Source organism: Humibacter antri (genome assembly GCF_054777235.1).
Genome location: NZ_BAAHAW010000021.1, coordinates 233,254 through 254,612, shown reverse-complemented (window position 1 = coordinate 254,612; position 21,359 = coordinate 233,254). Strand labels below are relative to the sequence as shown.

Genomic DNA, 21,359 nt, shown 5'->3' with positions numbered 1-21,359 from the left:
CTGCCTGAAGTTGCGGCGTGTGCCACAACATCCAGTTCGCGGTCCGTGCTCTGTGTACCGACCCGGTCGGGAGCCTGCTCGACGGGAAACGGAACGTGTTCGGCGTCACAGTCGACAACCACATCGCACATGCGGGGCCGTTCGGATCACGCCGCTTCAGCCGGGCATCGCGCATGGCCGCCGTCGAGCTTGCATCGGCGGCGGGTGCGGATGCCGTTTCGGCGAGCCTCGTCCTCCGCTCGCGTATGGCCCACGCTGGTCAGGGCCAGATCGCGCGCGAGACGTCGGCGGCCTGCGCTGTTACGTTCGAGGGAGCGCCATCCATGGCGTAAGGGAGCGCCCGTCGAGGCGCAATGGATCCTCCGACCACGCGAAAGGCCGCATCGATGCTGTACTCAGGCAAGAGCCCTGCCGATAAGCGAATCGACCTACGAGCTGCGCTGGCCTCGGGTCGTCTTCTGCGGTTCCCCGGCGCCTTCAATCCGCTCAGCGCACGCCTGATCGAGCGTAAGGGATTCGAGGGGGTCTACATCTCCGGTGCGGTTCTCTCCGCTGACCTCGGACTTCCCGACATCGGTCTCACCACACTCACCGAAGTGGCCGGTCGTGCGCGGCAGATCGCTCGGATGACGGACCTGCCCGCCCTCGTCGACGCGGATACCGGCTTCGGCGAGCCCATGAACGTGGCACGCACCGTGCAGGAAATGGAGGATTCCGGCCTCGCCGGATTGCACATCGAAGACCAGGTGAACCCCAAGCGGTGCGGCCACCTCGACGGCAAACAGGTCGTGGACGAGCAGACCGCACTCCAACGGATTCGTGCGGCCGTGGATGCGCGCCGGGACTCGAACTTCCTCGTCATGGCGCGCACCGATATCCGCGCCATCGACGGTCTCGAGGCCGCGATCGACCGGGCGAAGGCGCTCGTGGATGCCGGAGCGGACGCGATCTTCCCCGAAGCGATGACGACACTGGAGGAGTTCGCCGCCGTTCGCGCCGCTGTCGACGTGCCGTTGCTGGCGAACATGACCGAGTTCGGCAAGAGCGAGCTGTTCACCGTGCAGCAGCTCGCCGATGTGGGCATGAACGTGGTGATCTGGCCGGTGTCGCTGCTGCGCCTGGCCATGGGTGCCGCGGTGCGGGGCCTCGACGAGCTGAACGAGAACGGCTCGTTGACGGGCAAGCTCCGCGACATGCAGCACCGCTCCGAGCTCTACGACCTGATCGACTACGAGGGCTATGACCGATTCGACTCCTCGATCTTCGACTTCACGCTGTGAGCTTCGACCCGCGATTCGCCATCGGTCGTGCCATGGTGGAGGTGAGCGGCTGCGACCCGCCACAAAGCGGGTCGCAGGCAGGTGCGATTCGGCGGGTTCGGCGCATTCTCAGAAGGGATCGCATGAACCCCGAGCAGGCAAGGAGGCCGGCATGCAAGATCATCGGACGTTCTCGAAAGGACGCGTGGAGGTGATCGCGCCGTGATCGACAAGGTGGTCGGGAGTGCGGCTGAGGCGGTTTCCGACATTCCGAGTGGTGCGAGCCTGGCGGTCGGTGGGTTCGGGTTGTGCGGCGTTCCGATGGTGCTGATCGACGCGCTCCTTGAGTCTGGGGTGGACGGGCTGAGTGTTGTCTCGAACAACTGCGGTGTGGATGACTGGGGCCTGGGGGTGCTCCTGGCGGCGCATCGGATAGGCAAGATGACCTCGTCGTATGTGGGGGAGAACAAGGAGTTCGAGCGGCAGTTTCTGTCGGGCGAGTTGGAGTTGGAGTTGACTCCTCAGGGGACGCTTGCGGAGAAGTTGCGGGCCGGCGGGTCCGGGATAGCGGCGTTCTTCACGCAGACGGGGGTGGGGACGCAGGTGGCGGAGGGCGGTTTGCCGCGTCGGTATCACCCGGACGGGAGCGTCGCGGTGGCGTCGCCGGTGAAGCCGGTGCGGTCCTTCACGGTGAGTGGTGTGGAGAAGGAATTCGTGCTCGAGGAGGCGATCACGACGGACTTCTCACTGGTGCACGCGAAGCTGGCGGACCGGCACGGAAACCTGGTGTTCCACGAGTCCGCCCGCAATTTCTCCCCTTTGGCGGCGATGGCGGGCCGGGTGTGCATAGCGCAGGTGGAGCGGGTGGTGGATGCCGGTGCGATCGATCCGGACGCTGTTCACCTTCCCGGCATCTACGTCGACCGGGTCGTGGTGGTCGGTGCCGGCGTGGAGAAGCGCGTGGAACGTCGCACGGTGCGGAAGGAGGCCTGATCGTGGGGTTGAGTAGGGAGCAGATGGCCGCCCGTGCAGCACGGGAGTTGCCGGATGGTGCGTACGTGAACTTGGGGATCGGGCTGCCCACCCTGGTGCCGAACTATGTGCCGGATGGTGTGACGGTGGTGCTGCAATCCGAGAACGGCATCCTCGGCGTCGGCCCGTACCCGATGGAGGATGACGTGGACCCCGATCTGATCAACGCAGGCAAGGAGACCGTGACGCTGAACCCCGGTGCGGCGTTCTTCGACTCGGGTCTGAGTTTCGGGATGATCCGTGGCGGCAAGATCGACGCCGCGATCTTGGGTGCGATGCAGGTGTCGGTCACCGGCGACCTGGCGAACTGGATGATCCCGGGAAAGATGGTCAAGGGTCCGGGCGGGGCGATGGATCTGGTGCATGGTGCGCGCAAGGTGATCGTGCTGATGGAGCACGTCGCCAAGGACGGCTCCCCGAAGATCGTGGAGAGGTGCACGCTGCCGTTGACCGGCAAGCAGGTGGTTGACCGCATCATCACCGACCTCGCCGTCATCGATGTCACCCCGGACGGGCTCGTACTGCGTGAGCTGGCACCCGGCGTCACCACCGAGCAGGTCATCACGGCCACCGAACCACCACTTCATGTCGCGGTGTGAATACCAGTGGGTGAAGCGGCTGAAACGGGCCAACTGAATCGCGCCGACTGAGACGGGCCAACTGAATCGCGCCGGCTGAAGCGGGCCAACTGAATCGCGCCGACTGAAGCGGGCATCCACTCGTCTCGGAATGCGGCGCGAGGTTGTCATGGCACATGCGGTGCGGCGCCACTGTGTGGTGTGCTTCTGACATGTCGCACGAACCGCGCCCGGCCATTCTGTACGTCGAGGACGACCGGGAGATCGCGGGCATGGTCTCCGAGGTGCTGTCCGAGACGTACGACATCGATCACGTCGCAGACGGTGAGACGGCGTTGCGTCACGCGCTCCGCGACAGCTATGACGCACTCGTCGTCGATCGCCGACTTCCGGGCTTCGACGGAATCGAGCTCGTGCGTGCCGTGCGAAAGGCGCAGATCACGACCCCGATCCTGCTGCTGACCGCGCTCGACGCCACCCGCGACCGTGTCGATGGGCTGGATGCGGGCGCCAACGACTACCTCGTCAAGCCGTTCGACTTCGACGAACTCCTTGCGAGGCTGCGGGCGCTCCGGCGCGGCTTTCGCGCGGAGGGGCGGAGACGCCACGTGGCGGACTGGCTGTACGTGCCCGATTCGCAGGCGATGTACTCGGTGGGCGGCTCGCGCGTCACCTTGACGGCGACGGAGAATGCGCTCCTGAAGCTGCTCACCGACAGCCCGGAGCACGTGTTCACGCGAGATGAGATCCTCGCATCCGTCTTTCCCGGTGGCGAGAGCGCCGGCTCCGTCGACACCTACGTGCACTTCATCAGGCGCAAGACTGCGCGAGAGGTCGTCGAGACAGTCCGTGCCCGCGGATACCGGGCGGGTTCGACGTGAGCGATGATCAACGCCGCGCCCGGCGGGCCTCGCTCTCCGTCGGTCTCTTCGTCGGCGTCGCGTCTGCGGTGATCATCGCGGCAGGCGTCGCCATCCTGCTCGCGGTCATCCTCGTCACGGGCCGTCACGAGGGCGAACCGGGACGGCCGCCGGGCGGGCGACCGATCGTGGGCGACCGGTTCGTCGTCGATGTGGACCGCGTTCTGCCGTGGGTGATCGGCCTCGGCATCGTGGGCGTGCTCCTGCTCGCCGTTGTCGGCTGGCTGGCGGCGCGAAGGGCGTCCAAGCCGCTGTCGGATGCCTTGACTCTGCAACGCGACTTCGTCGCCGACGCGAGCCACGAGCTGCGCACACCGCTGACCGCGCTGAGCAGTCGCATCCAGCTTCTGCAACGCCGTCATGATCGGCAACAGCCGATCGATGAGACCTTGCTCGAACTGCGACGCGACGTGGACGCCATGACCGAGCTGCTCACCGATCTGCTTCTCACCGCCGAGGGAGCAGCAGTGGTGCCTGAACGGCCGGCGGTCGTAGCCGATGCCGTTCGGCAGGCGGTCGACGCTATGGTCCCATTGGCTGCGGATGCCGAAGTGCGGCTTGATCTGCACGTCGCATCGGCTGCCGTGGTTCAGGTTCCGGCGTCGACGATCGCGCGGGTGGTCATCGCCCTCATCGACAACGCCGTTCAACACGCGCCTGCACACACCGCAGTGATGGTGCACGTGGATCGGCAGGACGGATTCGCGACCGTGCGAGTGCAGGATCAGGGCGGCGGCATCCAGGGCATCGAGCCGGATCGTGTGTTCGACAGGTTCGCGCGGTCGGGCGAGTCAGGCAGGCGGCGAGGGTTCGGCATCGGGCTCGCCCTGGTGCGACAGGTGGCGACGCGCTATGGCGGCAGTGTGGCGGTCGAGCAGACCTCGGCGGCCGGCACCGCCTTCGTGCTCAAGCTGCCGGCGGCGGGTGCACAGCGGAGGCCGACGGGTCCCACGTCGTGAGTTCGACACCCCTGGCGAATCGCCGCACCTCGCCGGTCGATGAGACGACGAGCCCCGACTGCACTCCAGGTGCTGAGATCCACGAGAGGTCGTGGAATCCCGCGATCACGGCCGTCGTGGCCCACAGGTCGGCGATGTCCGCGTCGGCGGCAACGACCGTGGCCGACGCGATCGAGCGCGGCGGTGAGCCGGTGCGCGGATCGACGATGTGGCATCCGCGCTCGGCCGTGCCCGAGGTCGCGACCGCACCCGTCCCGATTTCCAGCGTGGCGCTGACACTGCCGGATCTGTGCGGATCGGCGATGCCGACGTGCCACGACCAGTCCGAGCCGGCAGCGGTGTACAGCTGCATGTCGCCGCCCACGCTGAGCCCGGCGGCCAGCACCCCGGAGCGGCCGAGCAACGGGAGCAGGCTTCGCTCGGCCGCGGCCCGGATCGCCCAGCCCTTCACGTAGCCGGTGGGATCGAACCAGCCCTGATGCCAGGCGTCGAAGAGACCGCCTGTCGCGTCCTTCGCGCTCAGGCAGGCGCGGTGCACGATGGCCACGCGCGGGTCTGCGGCATCCAGTTCGAGTTCACCGGAGCGCAGGCGCGAGACGTCGGAGTCGATCCGATACGTCGAAAACACGCGATCGACGTCGCGCAACTCACTGAAGCATGTATCGACGGCGCTCTCTGCATCCGCCGACAGTGCGTGAGCGACCGGTGCCGCGGCCCCTGGCGATGCGGGGTCCGCAGACGAAGCGGGGTCGTCCACGATGAGGTGGATGCTCGCCATCGTTCCCATCACCGCGTCGGTGCGCACGTGGCGATGCCGACAGGCGGAGGTCACGACGCGGCCTGATCGAGCGCGCTCTGCAGCGACTGCTCGTATCCGTCGCTCGTGAACGTGGCGCCGGAGACCATGTCGATCTTCGAACTCTGCGCGCTCAGCGTCTCGGAGACGAGCTGTGGGACCGCCCGCTGGTTGATCTCCTGGTCGCGAAAGCTCTCGGTGGGGTACGTCGGCACATCCACCTGCGTGATCTTTCCGGCCGACACCGTCACCCGCACCTGCACCGGACCATATCGGGTGTCCACGGACTGCCCGGTGAATGTGCCGTCCTTGGGGCCGCTCGACGACGCGGAGGCCGAAGGCGACGACGACGGGGTTGAACCGCCCTGCTGGGAACCCGAGCCCGATGACCCGCTCTTCACGGAACTCGAGCCGGCGGACGAGCCCGACGAGGTGCCCGAAGATCCCGTGGTCGAGGAACCCGCGCCGCTCGTGCTCGTCGACGCGGTCGGGTTCACAGCATCCAACGACGTGCGGTAGCTCAGCAGCAGAACCGTGCCTGTCACCGTTGCCAGCAGACCGTAGATGATCTTCTTCATCGCGTGAACTCCATTCCTCGCCCGGTCGACCCGGAGGCTCCTCGCCCGGTCACACCGAGAACCGTTCGGTGTGGATGCGCGCCGCAGGCATCCCCGCCGTCCGCAGATCGTGCGTGACGCTGCGCATCCACGGCTCGGGTCCGCAGACGTAGGCGTCGTACTCCTCGAGATCCGGCGCGAGGTACCGGATCAACTCGTCGCCGGGCCAATCGGCGTGGGACTCGGGAAGCCAGGCGGATGCCCCGCTCGAGCGCCTGCCGTCCAGCCGTGCGTACCGCAGTCCCCGGCCGCGCACCAACTCGCCGATCGCCTCACCACGCAGGCCGTCGCCCGATATCCGGTCGCGCACCACGAGCGTGGCCTCGCCCGGCTCGTACGGCTCGGACTCGAGAAGGGACACGAGGGGGGCGACACCCGCTCCGGCGCCCAACATGATCAGTTTCCGGCCGTGCCGATCGCGCCCGGTCAAGCGTCCGAACGGACCCTCGAACACGACCCGCGTTCCCGGCCGCATGGCGGCCAGTCGTCGGGTGCCGTCGCCCAGCACCCGAGCCGAGATCGCCAGTTCATCCCCGCTGGGAGCTGCAGCGAGCGAGAACGGATGCCCGCGCATCCAGCCGGGTCCATCGAGAAATCGCCAGACGAAGAACTGTCCGGACTCGGCGCGGAGCCTGCTCAGGCCGCGGCCCTGCATGCGCACGAGCACACCGCGGTCACCGTCGGGTGCGACGGATGCGACCCGAACACTGTGCCGCAGCGACCGCGTCACTGGTAGCACCAGCCGGTACACGACGATGCTCGCCGCCGCGAGAGCCCACAAGGTCCACCAGTAGACGGTGGCGGGTGCCGAGGAGAGGAAGTCGGCGCCGGTCCACAGCATGTGCGGGATGGAGAATCCCACTCCGAGGTAGGCGTAGAGGTGCAGCAGGTGCCACGACTCGTAGCGGATGCGCCGTCGCGCGCGCCGCATCGACGTCACGACCACCAGGAGCAGCAGCGCCGTTCCCGCCGTCGCCAGCAACATGCCCGGGTAGTCCCACACGAACTGCCACGCCTGCACCACGAGGTTCGTGCCGCTCTCCACGGCGTACCCGATCGTGATCAGCACGATGTGCGCGAGCATCAACCAGAATGACCAGAAGCCGACGAGCCGGTGCATCCTGGTCATGCCGTCGCGGCCGAACCCGCGCTCGAAGAGTGGGATGCGCGCCATGAGCAGCACTTGGTGAAGCAGCAGGTTCGCCGCCACGAGGCCGGTGATGCGACCGAGCGTGTCGATCGTGTCGGGGTTCCACCGCAGCAGATCCTCGACCGCGCCGCCGGCGACCCAGAGCGCCACGACGAACAGGCTCGTCAGCCACACCACGGAGACCGCGCCGATGCGCCACCAATCGGTGGTCATGCGGCCGCGATCGAGGGGCGCGGCCCGGTCGGGGCCGGCGCTCGAGGCGTCGGACGAGAGCCCGGGCGGCTCCCGATAGGTGGTCATAGTTCGATCGTGCTTGCGCGGTTTTGAGACAGTTGCAAGAATCCGGCTCTCCCATGGATGTCAGAGAACATGCATAGGCATACACGGCCTCGGTCGGCTGCGGCGCGGCCCGCGTGGGCACCGGCGATCAGGGGCTGCGCGCCCGCTGCAGCACCCAACCAGGTGATCGGCCGTGACGGCGCTGTCGATGACCATCGCCTGGGCGAATTCTGAGAACCACATGGAAAGGCTGATGTCAGGGTGCGTCTCCCGGTGCGGACCGGTCTTGACGGGAGCGCATTCCCGACCTCGAAGGGGTGCCGAGATGATCTGGGCGTGGGTGACCGTGGGGTTCATCGTCGCCGCGATGGGACTGGGCGCGCTCTTTCTGACGGCCGCCGTCGTCTGGGCGCGGGAGGAGCGCGCAAGAAACGCGCCGCAGACGGGCGGGAGCGAGGAGAACGTGATGGCCGCCGCTACGGCAGCGGGGAAAGCAGATACGTCGCGGTCGCGTGCGACGCTAAGCGAGCGCTGACCAGTTCGGCGCCACGGGAATCCCGGGCAACGGAGACCTTGGCGCCCGTCCACAGGTCCTTGCCCGTGAATCTCGAGCCGACGCCGAGTTCCTGTGCGGTGACGCTGATCCGCTGGAGACGCGGCGCGAGATTCGTGATCGAGAGGGACCACGACCCGTTGGCGAGGCGTTTGAGCAGCACGAGTTCGCCGGGAGAGGACCGGATGACCGCGGGAGCCGCGCCGAGAACATCCTGATCGACCCGGATGAGGCCGCGCGCGCCGAGGATGCGCAACGTGGACGGCGATGCCGAGCGCAGGTCGCATCCGATCAGAAGTGGCGCGGACAGCTGCGCCCAGAGCGCGAAGTGGCTGCGTTGCTCGTCGTCGCTCATGCCGCCATTGCCCACCTCGAGCATGTCGGGGTCGTTCCAGAACCCGGGCGATGCCAGGTGTGCGACCTTCAGCGTCGACCGCACGATCGAGACGACCGAGGCCCAGGAGTCCTGAATGTCTGGCGTGGTGCGGGAAAGGTCGGAAACCCAGCGGCGCCAGGCCGGAACCGGCTGTTCCGGCTTGTCGTGGATGCTGAGCACGATCGGCCGCCCCGTCGCGTTCAGTGCAGCCCGCATGCGCGCGAACGCCTGCTCGTGCCCTACGCCCTCGCGGTCGGCGGCGCACCAGTCGTACTTCAGGTAGTCGACGCCCCAGGCGGCGAAGGTTCGGGCGTCCTGCTGCTCGTGCCCGAGGCTGCCGAGGTGGCCGGGATACCCCTGGTAACGCTCGGCGCACGTCTGCGCACCGGGGGAGGCGTAGATGCCGAACTTCAGGCCCCTCGAGTGAACGTAGGCGGCGAGCGCGGCGATGCCGTGGGGAAACCGCTTCGGATCTGCCCGCAACGCGCCGTCACGAGCGCGGCTCGGCGCCTGCCAGCAATCGTCGACGTTCACGTAGCGGTAGCCGGCCGAGCGCAGGCCATCCGCGACGATGGCGTCGGCTGCGGCCTTCACGTCGGACTCGGTGACGGAGCATCCGAAGTGATTCCAGCTGTTCCAACCCATCGGCGGCGTGGCGACATGCGGTGGAACGGACGGCGCGACGGATGCCGGCGAGCATGCCGTCAGCGTGAGGCCCACGGCGCAGAGCACCACAGTGGCGATCAGCCTCAGCCTGCCCGCCGGAGCTCGCATACTCACACCAGCGCTGCGGGTTTCACCCGCACCGGCGACATCCAGAGCGCCACGATCACCGCCGTGATCGCGCCGGTCGCCATGATGGATGCCAGCACCACGATCTGGAATCGGCCGGCCTCCAGCGGTGAGACCCCGCCGAAGATCGCACCGACGAACGCGCCGGGCAGCGTGACCAGCCCGGTCGTCTTGGTCTGGTCGGTCGACGGGATGAGCGCCGCGTACACGGCATCTCGGGCCAGCTCGTGTGTGGACTGGCGCGGAGTCGCACCCAGAGACATCCATGCCTCCACCTGATCCCAGCGGTCACGCACGAGCTCCACGAACCGACGCCCCGCCAGTGTCGCGATGGTCATCGTGTTGCCGATCACGATGCCGCCGATCGCCAGCACGTAGCGCGGCGAGAACTCGATGGCGCCGCTCACGAACACGATCGTGAGCGTCAGGGCGATTCCGGCCGCCATGGCGGACACGAGCATGTACGCGTGCTGCCGGGTCCACCCGATGCGGCGGATCGCGGTCGCGCACGCCACGCCGAACATCACGAGCAGCGCGAGCGCCACCCACCATCCGTTCGTGATGACGCCGGTGAGAATGATGCTCACGACCGCCAGTTGCAGCACGCCCCGCAGCACCGCGAGCGCCGGCGCCCAGTGGTGTGGCGCGCCGTAGAACCACAGCACACCGGTGGCGAGCGCGATCAGAACGGCGATGCCGATGAGGCTGTTCACCAGCACAGTGGTCATGACAGGAGCCTATGGGCGATTGAGGGTCGGTCGTGCGTGCTTGCATGCACGACCGACCCGATTGAGTCCGTGAGCGACGCAGCCGCGATAGAGGCGACTGAGGCGAGAGCCGTGCGAGCTTGCGCGCACGGCCGAGGCGATGGAGCCTTTGAGTGGCGCAGCCGCGATATGGGCGATTGAGGGCGCCACCGCTCTACGATTCGACTCCCGTGAACGATCCGTCTGCGAGTGCGCGCTCGCGACGAGGCGCCCGCAGATACATGAAAGCGACCAGCGCCGCCATCAGGAGCACGAGAGCGAGTGATACCGGGCCCGCACCGGCGCCGAGGCCGCCGTCGGCTCGCGGTTTGCCGAAGTAGTCCGCGATCGAGGCACCGAGCGGTCGCGTGACCACGTAGGCGAACCAGAAGCAGAACACGCCATTCCAGCGGGCGAATCGGAAGCCGAGGGCAGGGATGAGGATGACCACGGCGAAGATCACGATCGACGCGAGGTAGCCCATGCCGAGCCCGATCGCGGTGAGATCGCCCAGCGCGGTGCCCATCGCGAAGGTGGCGACGACGGCGGCCCAGTACAGCAGCTCGCGTCGCGGTGTGACGATGTCGTGCACCGACAGGGTGTGCTCGAGCCGTCGCCAGAGCAGGAAGACGGCGGCGAGAACCACGGCGTAGAACGTGGTGCTGATCGCGTAGGGCACGCCGAGCGCGACGTGCATCACGTCTGCTGCCATGGTGCCGAACACGCCGACCATGCCGACCGTGAGCCAGTACGACCACGGCGTGTACCTGCCGCGTGTGAGCTGCACGATCAGCGCGATGACGAACAGGGCGAAACCGCACAGTACCGCGACCACCGGAGGCAGCACATGGATCGAGTAGTCCGAGACGGCCTCCCCCATCGCGGTCGAGACCGCCTTGGTGATCCAGAAGACCGGTGTCGGATCGGGAACGCGGGGGAGTCGAGGGCTGCTGTGGCGGGCGGTGGCGCGTCGTGTCATCCGTTGTCTCTGTCGATCGGGCGTCGTGTGCTGGGGGTCGATGGGCTATGCCGTCAGCGAGTGAACAGGTAGATCACGCTTCGATGCAGCGAGTACTGGGCGGTCTTGTGATAGCCGAGCTGTTCCAGCGACTGGGTGCCCCACAGGTAGACGTGGCCAGGCATCGAGTACTCGACGACCCACACCCGGTCGATGCCGTGGAAGCGACCCATCGCTGCTGCCTTCTCGACGGTGTACGCGGAGCCGTACCAGGTGTGGCTCTGTGTATACGGAACGCGCAGCGTGACGTCTTTGACCGCGGAGAAGGCCGCCGGATTCGTGCTCATGGCCAGCCGGGTGCGGCGGGAGGGGCGAACACCCTCGTCGAACACGATGCCGTCACCCTGCTGGGCGTTCGCGTGCACGGTCGCGGCGATCTGGTTCCAGTCCGATTCGTTCATCGAGTAGGGTTCCCGCTGGCTCACCCAGACGGGCGCCGCAGCGACCAGCACGGCGGCGACACCGACGACCCCCACCCATCGGCGGGCGGTCAGAGAAGCGAGGCGATCGATGCCCGCAGCGATGAGAATGGCCGCGGCGGGGGCCGCTATGGTGCCGTACCGCGCGGTGAAGCCGTGCATCAGTGCGCTCGTGGCGATCAGGACGCCCATCGGCAGCACAAGCCAGCACAACGCCAGCACGACGAGCTCCGGGCGATTCGCAATGGGTGTGCGCACCGCGATCGCACGTGCCTCTCGGCGGCTCTTCACCGTGCGCAGCACCAGGTCGCCGACGGCCACGAGAATGAGCAGCCATGCCACGATCGCGAACGGCACGGCGCCGAACCACATCTGCACGAAGACGGATGACGAGGTCACCTGCGCCTGATCGGCCAGATACGCCACCTGGGCGCGTTCCAGATACGCGAACACGAGCAGCGGCGCCGAGGCGATGACGGCGAGGCCCGTCGCCGTCACGAACCCGCGGAGGTGCCTGTGTGCCATCGGCGTCAGGGCGAGGAACACGCCGATCGCGATCACGATCAGCAGGTTGTAGAGAAAGAGGTAGGTGGCGAACACGAGCACGAGGCCGTACGCCGTCCACAGCCCGACGCTCCGGTGACGTCTCAGCACGATCTCGACGACGATCGCGCACACCACGGCGCACAGGGCGGCATCCGTGGCGTACGACCGGGCCTCCTCGCCCGCATAAGTCAGGCGGGGCAGCACCACGGCGACGATGCCGGCGATCACGGCGAACCGTAGCCCGCGCATCCTTCCGCACATCCAGACGACGGCGGCCGCGCCGAGGCCCACGCCGACCGCGCTGGGCAGCCGGATGGCGAACGGGGAAGTGCCTGCGACGTTCACCCAGAAGTGCAGCAGCACGTAGTACAGGCCATGCACGGCATCCACATGCCCGAGCATCGTGAAGAGGCTGCCGAACGAACGCTGCGCCGAGAGCAGGCTGGCGGCCTCGTCGCCCCACAGCGAAGGAATCCATGAGCCGATCAGGCTGACCGCCAAGGCGACCAGGCCCGCCGCGACGGCGATGCCGCCGAGACGACGTCGCTCGCTTGTGCGGACGGCGCTGACGACCGGTGCGGTGGCAGTGTCGACCATGCTCGCAGTCAATTCGCGCGGGTCCAAGAACCGGCTAAGACCGGCGAGTCCTGGCGTGTTTCTGTCAGCTTTCGCAAGCACGGATCGACGAGGCGGAAGCACATGACGAGCATGCATCCATTAGATCGCCGATTTCTTAGACGACCATGGGGATGCGGCGACCAGCATGGCGCCGTGGATGCACGAACACGCACCGCTACCTCGTTCCAGGCGGGGGCCGGTGTACGGGAGAGCCAGCGCGCCCAGCGCGCGTTGGCGCCGTTGCGGCATCCCGTGCTCTGGATCGCGGCCGGAGTCGCCGCGATGGCCCTCGTGCTGGTCGCGGGGCTTGTGCTCGACGGGCATCCGTCGTGGTCCGCAGCCGAGGTCGCCGTCGACCGATGGGCCGGTGTGGGCTCGTCTGCGCTCGTCGGCGTCGTCGCGCTCGTCTTCGACATCACGGTCAGCACGGCGGCCGGCGTCGTTCTGCTGCTCATCGCCGCGCTGATGGTGTATCTGATGGCGGATGGCGCGACATCCTTGGTCTTCCTCGGCGGCGTGTGCCTGGCCTGGTTGGCCTCGCTCGCCGTGTCGGTGGCCGTGAACCGCCCGCTCCTCGAGTCGTCTGCGGGGCACGTCGTCGCCTTGTCGGGTACGCTCAGCTACCCGAGCACGCCCACCGCCTTCGGTGCCGCCACCGTCATCGGGCTCCTGCTCGCCGCCCGCGGAAGCGATTGGCGCTGGCTCGTGGCGCTTGCCGGGGGAGTCGCCCTGGCCATCTCCCTCTGGGCCAGGCTCTACCTCGGTGCCGGTTACCCGACGGATGTCGTCGCCGGCGTGCTGGTCGGCGGGGCCGTCGCGGCGATCTACTATCCGGTCATGCTCGACCTGGTGCTGCCCGCGTCGCGTCGTCGGGCCAGGTGGCGCTGAGCGCCACCTCTGCGAAAGTCACTCGTCCAGTTCGTCGACGTCGTCAGGGGTCGCTTCCTCGTTCCGCAGGCGCCGCTCGTCGCCTAACAGCGACAGCGCGAAAAGGGCCGCACCGGCGAGCAGAGTCGCGCCAAGGGTCGCGGTCGCAGTCGTCCATTTGACGTCCACAGGTCCTCCCGAATCTCCTGCCGAGTGTGCCATTCGTCGTCCCAGTTTCGTCTCAGAACACGACCGGCCGCCTATCGCACGGATGTCCGTCCAGTGACGTTCACGCCCGCGGCAGCGTCAGCGTGAACGTGGTGCCCGCCGTGGAGGTGTCGGAGACCTCGATGCGTCCGTCGTACCGGTCGGCGATGTCGCGCACGAGCGCGAGCCCGATGCCGAATCCCGAGCGGGTGCCGTTCCGTGCTGCACCGTCTCCGTGGGCGAACCGTTCGAACAGGCGGTGCGGGTCGATGCCGACGATCCCTTCGCCGTGGTCGTGCACCGAGAGGGCGAAGTATCCGCGATCCTTCGCCGGCGCGACCACGACCTCCACGGATCCGCCGCTCGGCGAGTGAGCGATCGCGTTGTCGACGAGCGCGACGATGCAGCGTCGCAGGGTGCTGGCCGGCACGCGTGTGCGCACGTCTCCCGACTGTTCTCCCGACGGGGCTTCCCTCGTCTGGGCACTTCCCGACTGGGCCTCCTCCAGCTGGACATCGTCGTCGGCCGTCAGGCTGAGCGCGATGCCGCGCTGGCCGGCGATCATCTGCAGGTCGGCGATGGTCGTGCGGCTCAGGGCCGCGACGGAGGTGAGACGGTCGGGTTCGGTTTCGGCGGGAGGAGCGGCGGTGAGCAGCAGATCGGTGATCACGTCGCCGAGCACGCGCACGTCCTCGCGCAGACCGTCGAGGTTCTCGGTCGTGTCGGCGCCGGCGTCGATCTCCTGCCCGAGCAGTTCGACGCGCGCTGCGACCACCGCGACCGGTGTGCGCAGTTCGTGGCTGGCATCCGCCACGAACGTGCGCTGGATGCGCAGCGCCTCACCCAGCGGACGCACCGCCCGGCGGGCGATCACCCAGCTCATCAGGCCGGCCAGCGCGATCGCGATGACGCCGACCACGATGAGGGCGATGAGCATCTCGTTCGCATCGACGTAGATCTTCGTCTGCCCTGGCGCGGGCCTCTCGAGCAGTTCGCTCGGCTCGGACTGCTTCGTGATGAACGCCACCGAGAGGGCGACCACGAGCACGACGATGGCGGCGGCCGCCACGGTGATCTGAGCGGTCACGACGCGGGAGGCGTGGGAGATCGCGGCGGCGTCCGCTCCCTGGCCCCGCCGCCGGCTCACAACTGTCCCAGCCGATAGCCCCTGCGGCGCACGGTGAGCACGATGTCGCGATCGGTCTTGCGGCGCAGGTAGTGCACGTACGTGTCAACGGTCCCCGGCTGGTCGTCGGCACTGAACACCGCGCGCAGAATCTGCTCCCGGGTGTAGGTGCGTTCGGGGTTCTCGGCGAACAGGCGGAGAAGTGCGCACTCGCGCGGGGTCAGCAGAATGCGCCCGATGTGTGGCGAGTAGATGCATCCGTCATCGGGATAGAAGGTCCACTCGCCGACAGGCAGACCGGCGCCCTGCGGGTCGAATCGCCTGGTCAGGGCGCGCAATCGTGCCAGCAGTTCGTCGAACTCGAACGGTTTCACGAGGTAGTCGTTCGCGCCCGCGTCGAGGCCGTCCACCTTGTCGGCGGTGGTGCCGAGCGCGGTGAGCAGCATGATCGGAGTCGCCACGCGTTCGTGCCTGACCTTCTGCACGATGCTCAACCCGTCAAGTGACGGCAGTCGGCGGTCGATCACCATGACGTCGTGGTCGCCGCTGAGGGCACGTTCGTAGCCCTGCTGACCGTCGGCGACGAGCTCGACCTCGAACGACGTGTGCAGCACCTTGGCCATGAGAGGTCCGAGCCTGGGGTCGTCTTCGACGAGAAGCAGGAGCGGGGGAGTCTCGCCCCCCGCGCTATTGCCCATGAATCGCACCTTCTCTTCCGCGGTGTCCCGCACCGGTTCGTCCCGGCCCTGTGCCGTGCCGGCCACGCAGCGCCGGTATCGCCACGTTCACGATCAGGGGTATCACGACGCCTGCGACGGAGACCGTCAGAAGCACGGATGCCGTGACATCCGTCGGGAAATGCACGCCCAGATACATCCGCGACCACGCCACGAGCACCACGACACCCGAGCCGAGCACGATGACGACCCACTCGTAGCGCCAGTCGCGGAGCGTCAGCAGCAGCGCGAGCACTATTGCGCACGCGAACGCCGTGTGTCCGCTCGGAAAGCTGAAGCTCGTGGGCGTCTCGACCACCGTCACGGACAGGTGGGGGCGGGGCCGCTGCACCAGGAACTTCATAGCCTCCGTGCCACCCCAGCACAGGCCGATCATGACGGCGAACACGAGTGCCCGCGTGAACGAGCGGGTGAGTGCCCACACCGCGATCGCGAGGAGCAAGGTCAGCGATGCGGCGATCAGTGGGGAGAAGAACCACGCGATGAACTCCGCCAGCGCGAGTCCTGCCTGCGTGTGGGTCGTGGCGATGGCGCCCAGTGCATCCGTCTCCGACACCGTCCAGTGCGGCACGTGCGTGACTGCGAACCCGAGCGCTCCGGTGAGCACGATGCCGCACAGCCCCAGAACGAGGAGGGGAATCGGATGCCGTACCGGGCGAAGCGGGTCGCCGGCGGTCATCCTGCACCCTGCCTTGCGGCATCCGCGATGCCGGTGAACTCTTCAGCGACCTCGGCGCGGTAGGCGTCGGCGTCCAGCGCACTGGGCGGCACGTCACCGTTCAGGTACGCGAGCATGCCGTCGGCCAGAGCGGAATCGGCCTGTCCCACGACGTGGATCGCGCCGGAGGGCAGCGCGTCGTGCACCGACGCGAACGCCGTCGAGACGATCGGGAGCCGGCACACGGCCGCCTCCAACAACACCATCGGCTGTCCCTCGTAGACGCTCGAGAGCACGAAGCAGTCGGCAGCAGCCAGGATGGCGAACGGGTTCTGATACGCGCCGGTCAGCGTGGCGGAGTCCGTGAGTCCGAGTTCGTCGATCAGAGCAGACAGCTCCTCTCTGAGCGGTCCGCCGCCCACGATCAGCAGGCGGGCATCCGGGTGCTTGACGTGCACGTCGCCGAACGCCCTGATCAGTCGCGCATGGTTCTTCTCCGGCGACAGGCGCCCGACGGTCACGAACCAGCGGCCGTTATGCTGCTCCAACGCTCGCACCCAGTCGGGTACGAGCACCTCATCGGTCTCCGGGTCGATCGGATGCCCGTCCAGCTCGGCCAGCGGCTGCTGCATTCCGGCGAGAACGCGTTCGACGTTCGGAAGGTTCCGCACGGTCACGAAGCGGTCGGCCGGTGCGAACTCGGCCAGCTCGCTGCGGTTCAGATCGGTCAGCCGCGGCGAGACCGAGACCAGCTGATCGTATGAGCGGTATAGCGCGAAGACATGACCGAGGCTGCGCAGCATGCGCTTCTTGCCGTTCACCTCGCGGTGCCGATCGGCCGCCATCTCGTTGTGCAGCCAGATCGCACGGGGGGCGTCGGGCGAGTGCAGCAGAAGCGTCGCCCAGAATGGGCCGTACCCGCTGAAGTCGGCGACCCAGTCGAACTTCGCGTCGCCGAAGACCCGCCTCCACTCGTCGTCCCACAGCGCCTTGTACCGCAGCGGATCGTCATGCTGCAGCACCTCGCCGCGCCGCTCGTCGAGTTTGCGGCGCACGTGGGAGAGCTTGCTGCCGTTCATGCCTCCGACGCGGTAGATCTGCCGCACCTGTTGGGGGATCAGCGCCTGGTTCGCGCGTGCCCAACTGCGTCGCGAGTACGACATCAGCGCGGTCACGTCGTAGCGTTCGTGATCGATGCCTGCCAGAAGGTTCATCGCGGCGGTGGTGATGCCGTTGGAACGCATTCCGCCGAGGTAGAGGAGCAGGCGGCGCCGGCCGTCGTCGGCTGCGGCTCGCACAGCGTGGTCTGCGGTGATGCCTTTGAAGACGACGTCGATGACGCGCTGGGTCGCATGGCCGTCTTCGTGTGGGGAGAACCGCTCCTGCCACTGCGCGTACCGTTCGGTGGCGGGCTCGCCCTTCAGCAGCCGCACCATGGCCTGGCCCGCCTCTGCCGCGTCGTCGACCACCGGGCCCGGCAACTCCTCGGGTGGAAAGTACGTTCCGCGCGTCTGTGCGTACTCGTCGGCGCCGGGCGTGTAGAAAACGATCGGTCTCCCGGTGGCGAGGTAATCGAAGAAGATCGAGGAGTAGTCGGTGATGAGCCCGTCGCAGACGCCGAGGATCACGTTCGTCGGCAACGAATTCGGGGCGAGCATGCGCCGCAGCTCAGGCCGTGACGCCGCGAACCCGTGCACGATCTGGTGCGTCTTCAGCAGCACGACGTAATCGGAACCGAGTTCGTGCTGCAGCCGCCGCACGTCGACGATCAGCTGGTCGACATCATCCTCGGGCCGTCCGAAGGCCTCGCCGTGCCACGTCGGCGCGTAGAGCACGATGCCGCGCCCGCTCAGCTCCGCACCGGATTGTTCCAGGGCGGCGCGCACGCGCCCGACGGCCGGGCTGTCGAGTCGCTGTCGGTCGATTCGCGGATAGCCCTCTGTGATGATGCGGCCCGTGTAGATGTTGCGCAGGCGGTAGGCATCCTCGTACATGCGCTCGGCCATGAAGTCGTTGGCGGCGAGCAGAAAGTCTGCGGCGAGGAAGTTGCGCAGCGTGTTCGCCGCTTCGAGCGCCCCGCCCGGCATGTCGAAGCCCATCTGCTTCAGGGGCGTGCCATGCCAGGTGTTCAGATACACCTGCCCCGGCCGTTTGCTGAACTCCGCGGGGAACGTCGCGTTGTTCACGAGGTACTGGCTGGTGGCGAGCGCCTTGTAGTACGCCCCGCTGCGGTAGCGCACGAACGTGACGCGGGGCTCGTTCGAGAACTCGCGCACGAGTTCGGGTGCGGAATCGCGTTCGGCCAGCGCCCACACGTGTTCGAACCCGGCGAACTCCGGGTCGGCGATCAGGCCGCGGAAGATCGCCTCCGGGTTGCACAGGGCGCCGTTGCCCGAGAACGATTCGTACAGCACCGTTGCCGGGCGCACCGGCTGCTTACGCCAGTACGCGTGCCTGTCGTATTGCGCAGCGCGCTTCAGTTTTCGCGCTTGTCGGCGAATGCGGGCGAGCGGTGACTTCACTGACGACTCCTGGCAATACGTGGCCCCGATGAGTCTTTGCATGCGACTCAAAGACTTCTCACATCGTAGGCGGCGCACCTGTACCGCCACCTTGTGGTCCTGCAACGCGTGCGGTGCGATTTTCGGGGCCGCGCACGCCGTGCTAGGCTCAGTGATCGTGCCGCGGGGTGGAGCAGTTCGGTAGCTCGCTGGGCTCATAACCCAGAGGTCGTAGGTTCAAATCCTGCCCCCGCAACCAAAAAAGAAGAAGGGCGTCCCGGCAGGGGCGCCCTTCTTCTTTTCGTCACGGGGTGTGTGAATGAACCTGCCCGTAGGTGGGCCCCCATCGCCGGAGGCTCCGGGCGCGGCGAAGCCGTGAGTGGAGGGGCGGTAGGGACAAATCCTGCCCCCGCAACCAAAAAGAAGAAGGGCGTCCCGGTAGGGGCTCCCTTCTCCACTTGTGGCGCAAGTGCGAAAATGCGGCCGCTTCTTCGGGCTGCCGCATCGAGCAAAGACCGTAGGGTGGCACCATGTCGGGTTCGGAAATGCTCGTTGCGGTCGCAGCCGCGCAGTTCGCGCCAGGGCACGACACGGCGGAGAACCTCGCCACGATCGCCGACCTCGCATCGCAAGCCGCACAGCGCGGAGCACGGCTCGTCGTCTTCCCCGAGTACTCGTCGTACTTCGTCGATCCGGTCGATGCCCTCTACCTCGACCACGCCGAGCCGCTATACGGTCCCTTCACGACGTCACTTGCGAGACTTGCCGACGAACTCGCACTCACGATCGTCGCGGGCTTCGCCGAACGCACGGATGACCAGAACCGCTTCTTCAACACGCTCGTCGCCGTCGCGCCGGGCTCGGGCATCCGTGCCGTGTACCGCAAGCAACACTTGTACGACGCGTTCGGTGTTCGCGAGTCCGAGGTCGTGCGACCCGGGCCGCTCGAGCCGCCACAGCTGTTCGATGTCGATGGGCTCACCGTCGGGCTTCAGACCTGCTACGACCTGCGCTTCCCCGAGATCACCCGCACCATCGTGGATGCCGGCGCCGACCTCGTCGTCGTGCCGAGCGAGTGGGTGCGCGGGCCGCTCAAGGAGCATCACTGGCGCACCCTGATCACGGCGCGGGCGATCGAGAACACGGTGTTCGTCGCTGCGGCCGACCAAGTGGGCGGCGTCAGCATCGGCTCGAGCGTCATAGTGGATCCTATGGGCGTCGTGCTCGCGGATGCCGGTGAGCGGCCCGGGTTCGCTCTCGCCATGATCGACCGCGAGCGGCTGACACAGGTGCGAGCGCTGAACCCCGCGCTGTCCCTGCGGCGCTACGCGGTCGTGCCGAAGGCCTGACCGAGCCGAGTCAGCTGCGCGGCGGCTCGCTCGAGCACGTCGATGCGTTTGCAGAACGCGAAACGTACGAGCGATGCGGCCTCTTCGCGCATCCGCGGTCCGCAGAACGCGGTGATCGGCACGCCGACCACCCCGGCGAGCGACGGCAGTTCGCGGCAGAAGGCAACGGCATCCAGGTAGCCGAGGGGAGCCGCATCTGCCACGACGAAATACGAGCCGTGCGACGGGAACACTCCGAACCCGGCACTCTCCAGACCGGCCGAGAGCAAGTCTCGCTTCGCAGCGAGCGTCGCGGCGATCTCGGTGAAGAAGGAGTCCGGCATCCGCAGCCCTGCCGCGATCGCGGGCTGGAACGGCGCGCCGTTCACGTAGGTGAGGAACTGCTTCACCGCTGTGATCGCCGTCACGAGCTCCGGGGGAGCGATCAGCCAGCCGATCTTCCAGCCTGTCGTGTTGAACGTCTTTCCACCCGAAGAGATCGTCACCGTGCGATCACGTCCGCCCGGCAGCGTGGAGATCGGAATGTGCGGCCGATCGAAGGTGAGGTGTTCGTACACTTCGTCCGTCACGATGATCGCGTCGTGCTCGTGCGCGACCTCGATGATCGTCTCGAGCGTTTCACGTCCGAAGACCGCGCCCGTCGGGTTGTGCGGGTCGTTCACGAGGATGACCCTGGTCCGGTCGGTGACCGCTGCGCGCAGGTCGTCGAGGTCCGGTTCGAAGCTCGGCGCCGACAGTGGAACCGTGCGGTGCACCCCGCCTGCCAGCTCGATGATCGCCCCGTACGAGTCGTAGAACGGCTCGAAGGTGACGACCTCGTCGCCGTCTTCCAGCAGGGCGAGCAACGTCGCGGCGATCGCCTCGGTCGCCCCGGCAGTCACCAGCACCTCGCGATCCGGGTCGACCTCCAGTCCGTAGAAGCGGTGCTGGTGCTCGGCGATCGCCTCGCGCAGCACGGGCATCCCGATTCCCGGCGGGTACTGGTTGACCCCGTCACGGATGCTCCGAACGGCAACGTCGAGCACCTCGGCGGGTCCGTCTTCGTCGGGGAACCCCTGCCCGAGGTTGATCGCCCCTGTCCGCGTAGCGAGCGCGCTCATCTCCGCGAAGATCGTCGCAGACACGGCGCCATCCGCGCTCAGGAGCCCAGCCCCGCGCGCCGCCCGCTGCCAGTTGCCGGGAATCAGCGCCGCCATCGTTCCTCCGGTTCGCTTGTCGCGCGGCCGAATCGTCGTCACCGGCCGTGCTTCTCACGG

Annotated in this window: 20 protein-coding genes and 1 tRNA gene; 8 read left to right on the top strand and 13 right to left on the bottom strand. The window is 67.5% G+C overall.

The genetic code is table 11. The annotated features are described in order from the left end of the window. The first annotated feature begins 386 nt into the window (after positions 1-386). From prpB to ACYVDK_RS10335, 5 genes are all read left to right on the top strand, one after another. On the top strand, positions 387-1,280 hold the full coding sequence (gene prpB / locus ACYVDK_RS10355) for an isocitrate lyase/PEP mutase family protein (protein WP_460521438.1): 894 nt from the start codon (positions 387-389) through the stop codon (positions 1,278-1,280). A 201-nt stretch (positions 1,281-1,481) separates the two neighbouring features. Further along, positions 1,482-2,252 (top strand): CoA transferase subunit A, encoded by a 771-nt coding sequence (locus ACYVDK_RS10350; RefSeq protein ID WP_460521351.1) that lies wholly within the window; start codon positions 1,482-1,484, stop codon positions 2,250-2,252. Between the two features lie 2 nt (positions 2,253-2,254). Next, on the top strand, positions 2,255-2,890 hold the full coding sequence (locus ACYVDK_RS10345; protein ID WP_460521349.1) for a CoA transferase subunit B: 636 nt from the start codon (positions 2,255-2,257) through the stop codon (positions 2,888-2,890). A 191-nt stretch (positions 2,891-3,081) separates the two neighbouring features. Further along, positions 3,082-3,750: a response regulator transcription factor gene (locus ACYVDK_RS10340; protein ID WP_460521347.1), complete on the top strand. Its 669-nt coding sequence runs from the start codon at positions 3,082-3,084 to the stop codon at positions 3,748-3,750. Next, positions 3,747-4,748 carry a sensor histidine kinase gene (locus ACYVDK_RS10335; RefSeq protein ID WP_460521345.1) on the top strand — a complete coding sequence of 334 codons (1,002 nt, stop codon included), beginning with the start codon at positions 3,747-3,749 and terminating at the stop codon, positions 4,746-4,748. Before ACYVDK_RS10340 ends, ACYVDK_RS10335 begins: the two co-directional genes overlap by 4 nt. Here the strand turns inward: ACYVDK_RS10335 and ACYVDK_RS10330 are convergent. The 7 genes from ACYVDK_RS10330 to ACYVDK_RS10300 all read right to left on the bottom strand — a co-directional run bounded on the left by ACYVDK_RS10330 (position 4,696) and on the right by ACYVDK_RS10300 (position 12,637). Further along, positions 4,696-5,553 (bottom strand): FAD:protein FMN transferase, encoded by an 858-nt coding sequence (locus ACYVDK_RS10330; protein ID WP_460521343.1) that lies wholly within the window; start codon positions 5,551-5,553, stop codon positions 4,696-4,698. The genes ACYVDK_RS10335 and ACYVDK_RS10330 overlap by 53 nt on opposite strands. Positions 5,554-5,576: 23 nt before the next feature. Further along, positions 5,577-6,122 carry an FMN-binding protein gene (locus ACYVDK_RS10325; RefSeq protein ID WP_460521341.1) on the bottom strand — a complete coding sequence of 182 codons (546 nt, stop codon included), beginning with the start codon at positions 6,120-6,122 and terminating at the stop codon, positions 5,577-5,579. 49 nt (positions 6,123-6,171) lie between these two features. Beyond that, complete coding sequence (locus ACYVDK_RS10320) at positions 6,172-7,611, bottom strand: ferredoxin reductase family protein (RefSeq protein ID WP_460521339.1); 1,440 nt, start codon at positions 7,609-7,611, stop codon at positions 6,172-6,174. 455 nt (positions 7,612-8,066) lie between these two features. After that, positions 8,067-9,293 (bottom strand): glycoside hydrolase family 27 protein, encoded by a 1,227-nt coding sequence (locus ACYVDK_RS10315; protein WP_460521337.1) that lies wholly within the window; start codon positions 9,291-9,293, stop codon positions 8,067-8,069. Positions 9,294-9,295: 2 nt separating this feature from the next. Further along, a complete protein-coding gene (locus ACYVDK_RS10310) occupies positions 9,296-10,039 on the bottom strand; it encodes an ABC transporter permease (RefSeq protein ID WP_460521335.1) in 744 nt (247 codons plus the stop codon). 193 nt (positions 10,040-10,232) lie between these two features. Continuing rightward, positions 10,233-11,036, bottom strand: a complete 804-nt coding sequence (locus ACYVDK_RS10305; protein ID WP_460521333.1) for a COG4705 family protein — start codon at positions 11,034-11,036, stop codon at positions 10,233-10,235. A gap of 53 nt (positions 11,037-11,089) precedes the next feature. Next, positions 11,090-12,637: a glycosyltransferase family 39 protein gene (locus tag ACYVDK_RS10300; protein WP_460521331.1), complete on the bottom strand. Its 1,548-nt coding sequence runs from the start codon at positions 12,635-12,637 to the stop codon at positions 11,090-11,092. 174 nt (positions 12,638-12,811) lie between these two features. On the opposite strand from ACYVDK_RS10300, the gene ACYVDK_RS10295 reads away from it, so the two are divergent. Then, the gene (locus ACYVDK_RS10295; protein WP_460521329.1) at positions 12,812-13,546 is read left to right on the top strand and encodes a phosphatase PAP2 family protein; all 735 of its coding nucleotides are present in this window, start codon (positions 12,812-12,814) and stop codon (positions 13,544-13,546) included. An 18-nt stretch (positions 13,547-13,564) separates the two neighbouring features. Here the strand turns inward: ACYVDK_RS10295 and ACYVDK_RS10290 are convergent, their stop codons facing one another. The 5 genes from ACYVDK_RS10290 to ACYVDK_RS10270 form a co-directional block, all read right to left on the bottom strand. Beyond that, a complete protein-coding gene (locus tag ACYVDK_RS10290; protein WP_460521326.1) occupies positions 13,565-13,714 on the bottom strand; it encodes a hypothetical protein in 150 nt (49 codons plus the stop codon). 100 nt (positions 13,715-13,814) lie between these two features. After that, positions 13,815-14,819 (bottom strand): sensor histidine kinase, encoded by a 1,005-nt coding sequence (locus tag ACYVDK_RS10285; protein ID WP_460521324.1) that lies wholly within the window; start codon positions 14,817-14,819, stop codon positions 13,815-13,817. 56 nt (positions 14,820-14,875) lie between these two features. Continuing rightward, positions 14,876-15,556, bottom strand: a complete 681-nt coding sequence (locus ACYVDK_RS10280) for a response regulator transcription factor (protein WP_460521322.1) — start codon at positions 15,554-15,556, stop codon at positions 14,876-14,878. Continuing rightward, positions 15,546-16,274 (bottom strand): phosphatase PAP2 family protein, encoded by a 729-nt coding sequence (locus ACYVDK_RS10275; protein WP_460521319.1) that lies wholly within the window; start codon positions 16,272-16,274, stop codon positions 15,546-15,548. The genes ACYVDK_RS10280 and ACYVDK_RS10275 overlap by 11 nt, the downstream gene beginning before the upstream one ends. Next, positions 16,271-18,775: a CDP-glycerol glycerophosphotransferase family protein gene (locus ACYVDK_RS10270; protein WP_460521317.1), complete on the bottom strand. Its 2,505-nt coding sequence runs from the start codon at positions 18,773-18,775 to the stop codon at positions 16,271-16,273. The genes ACYVDK_RS10275 and ACYVDK_RS10270 overlap by 4 nt, the downstream gene beginning before the upstream one ends. A gap of 161 nt (positions 18,776-18,936) precedes the next feature. Here ACYVDK_RS10270 and ACYVDK_RS10265 point away from each other — a divergent pair. Further along, positions 18,937-19,013: transfer RNA gene (locus ACYVDK_RS10265), tRNA-Met, on the top strand. 271 nt (positions 19,014-19,284) lie between these two features. Continuing rightward, positions 19,285-20,103 (top strand): carbon-nitrogen hydrolase family protein, encoded by an 819-nt coding sequence (locus ACYVDK_RS10260; RefSeq protein WP_460521315.1) that lies wholly within the window; start codon positions 19,285-19,287, stop codon positions 20,101-20,103. On the opposite strand, the gene ACYVDK_RS10255 is transcribed toward ACYVDK_RS10260, so the two are convergent. Next, the gene (locus ACYVDK_RS10255) at positions 20,079-21,299 is read right to left on the bottom strand and encodes a pyridoxal phosphate-dependent aminotransferase (RefSeq protein ID WP_460521436.1); all 1,221 of its coding nucleotides are present in this window, start codon (positions 21,297-21,299) and stop codon (positions 20,079-20,081) included. The genes ACYVDK_RS10260 and ACYVDK_RS10255 overlap by 25 nt on opposite strands. Positions 21,300-21,359 lie beyond the last annotated feature (60 nt).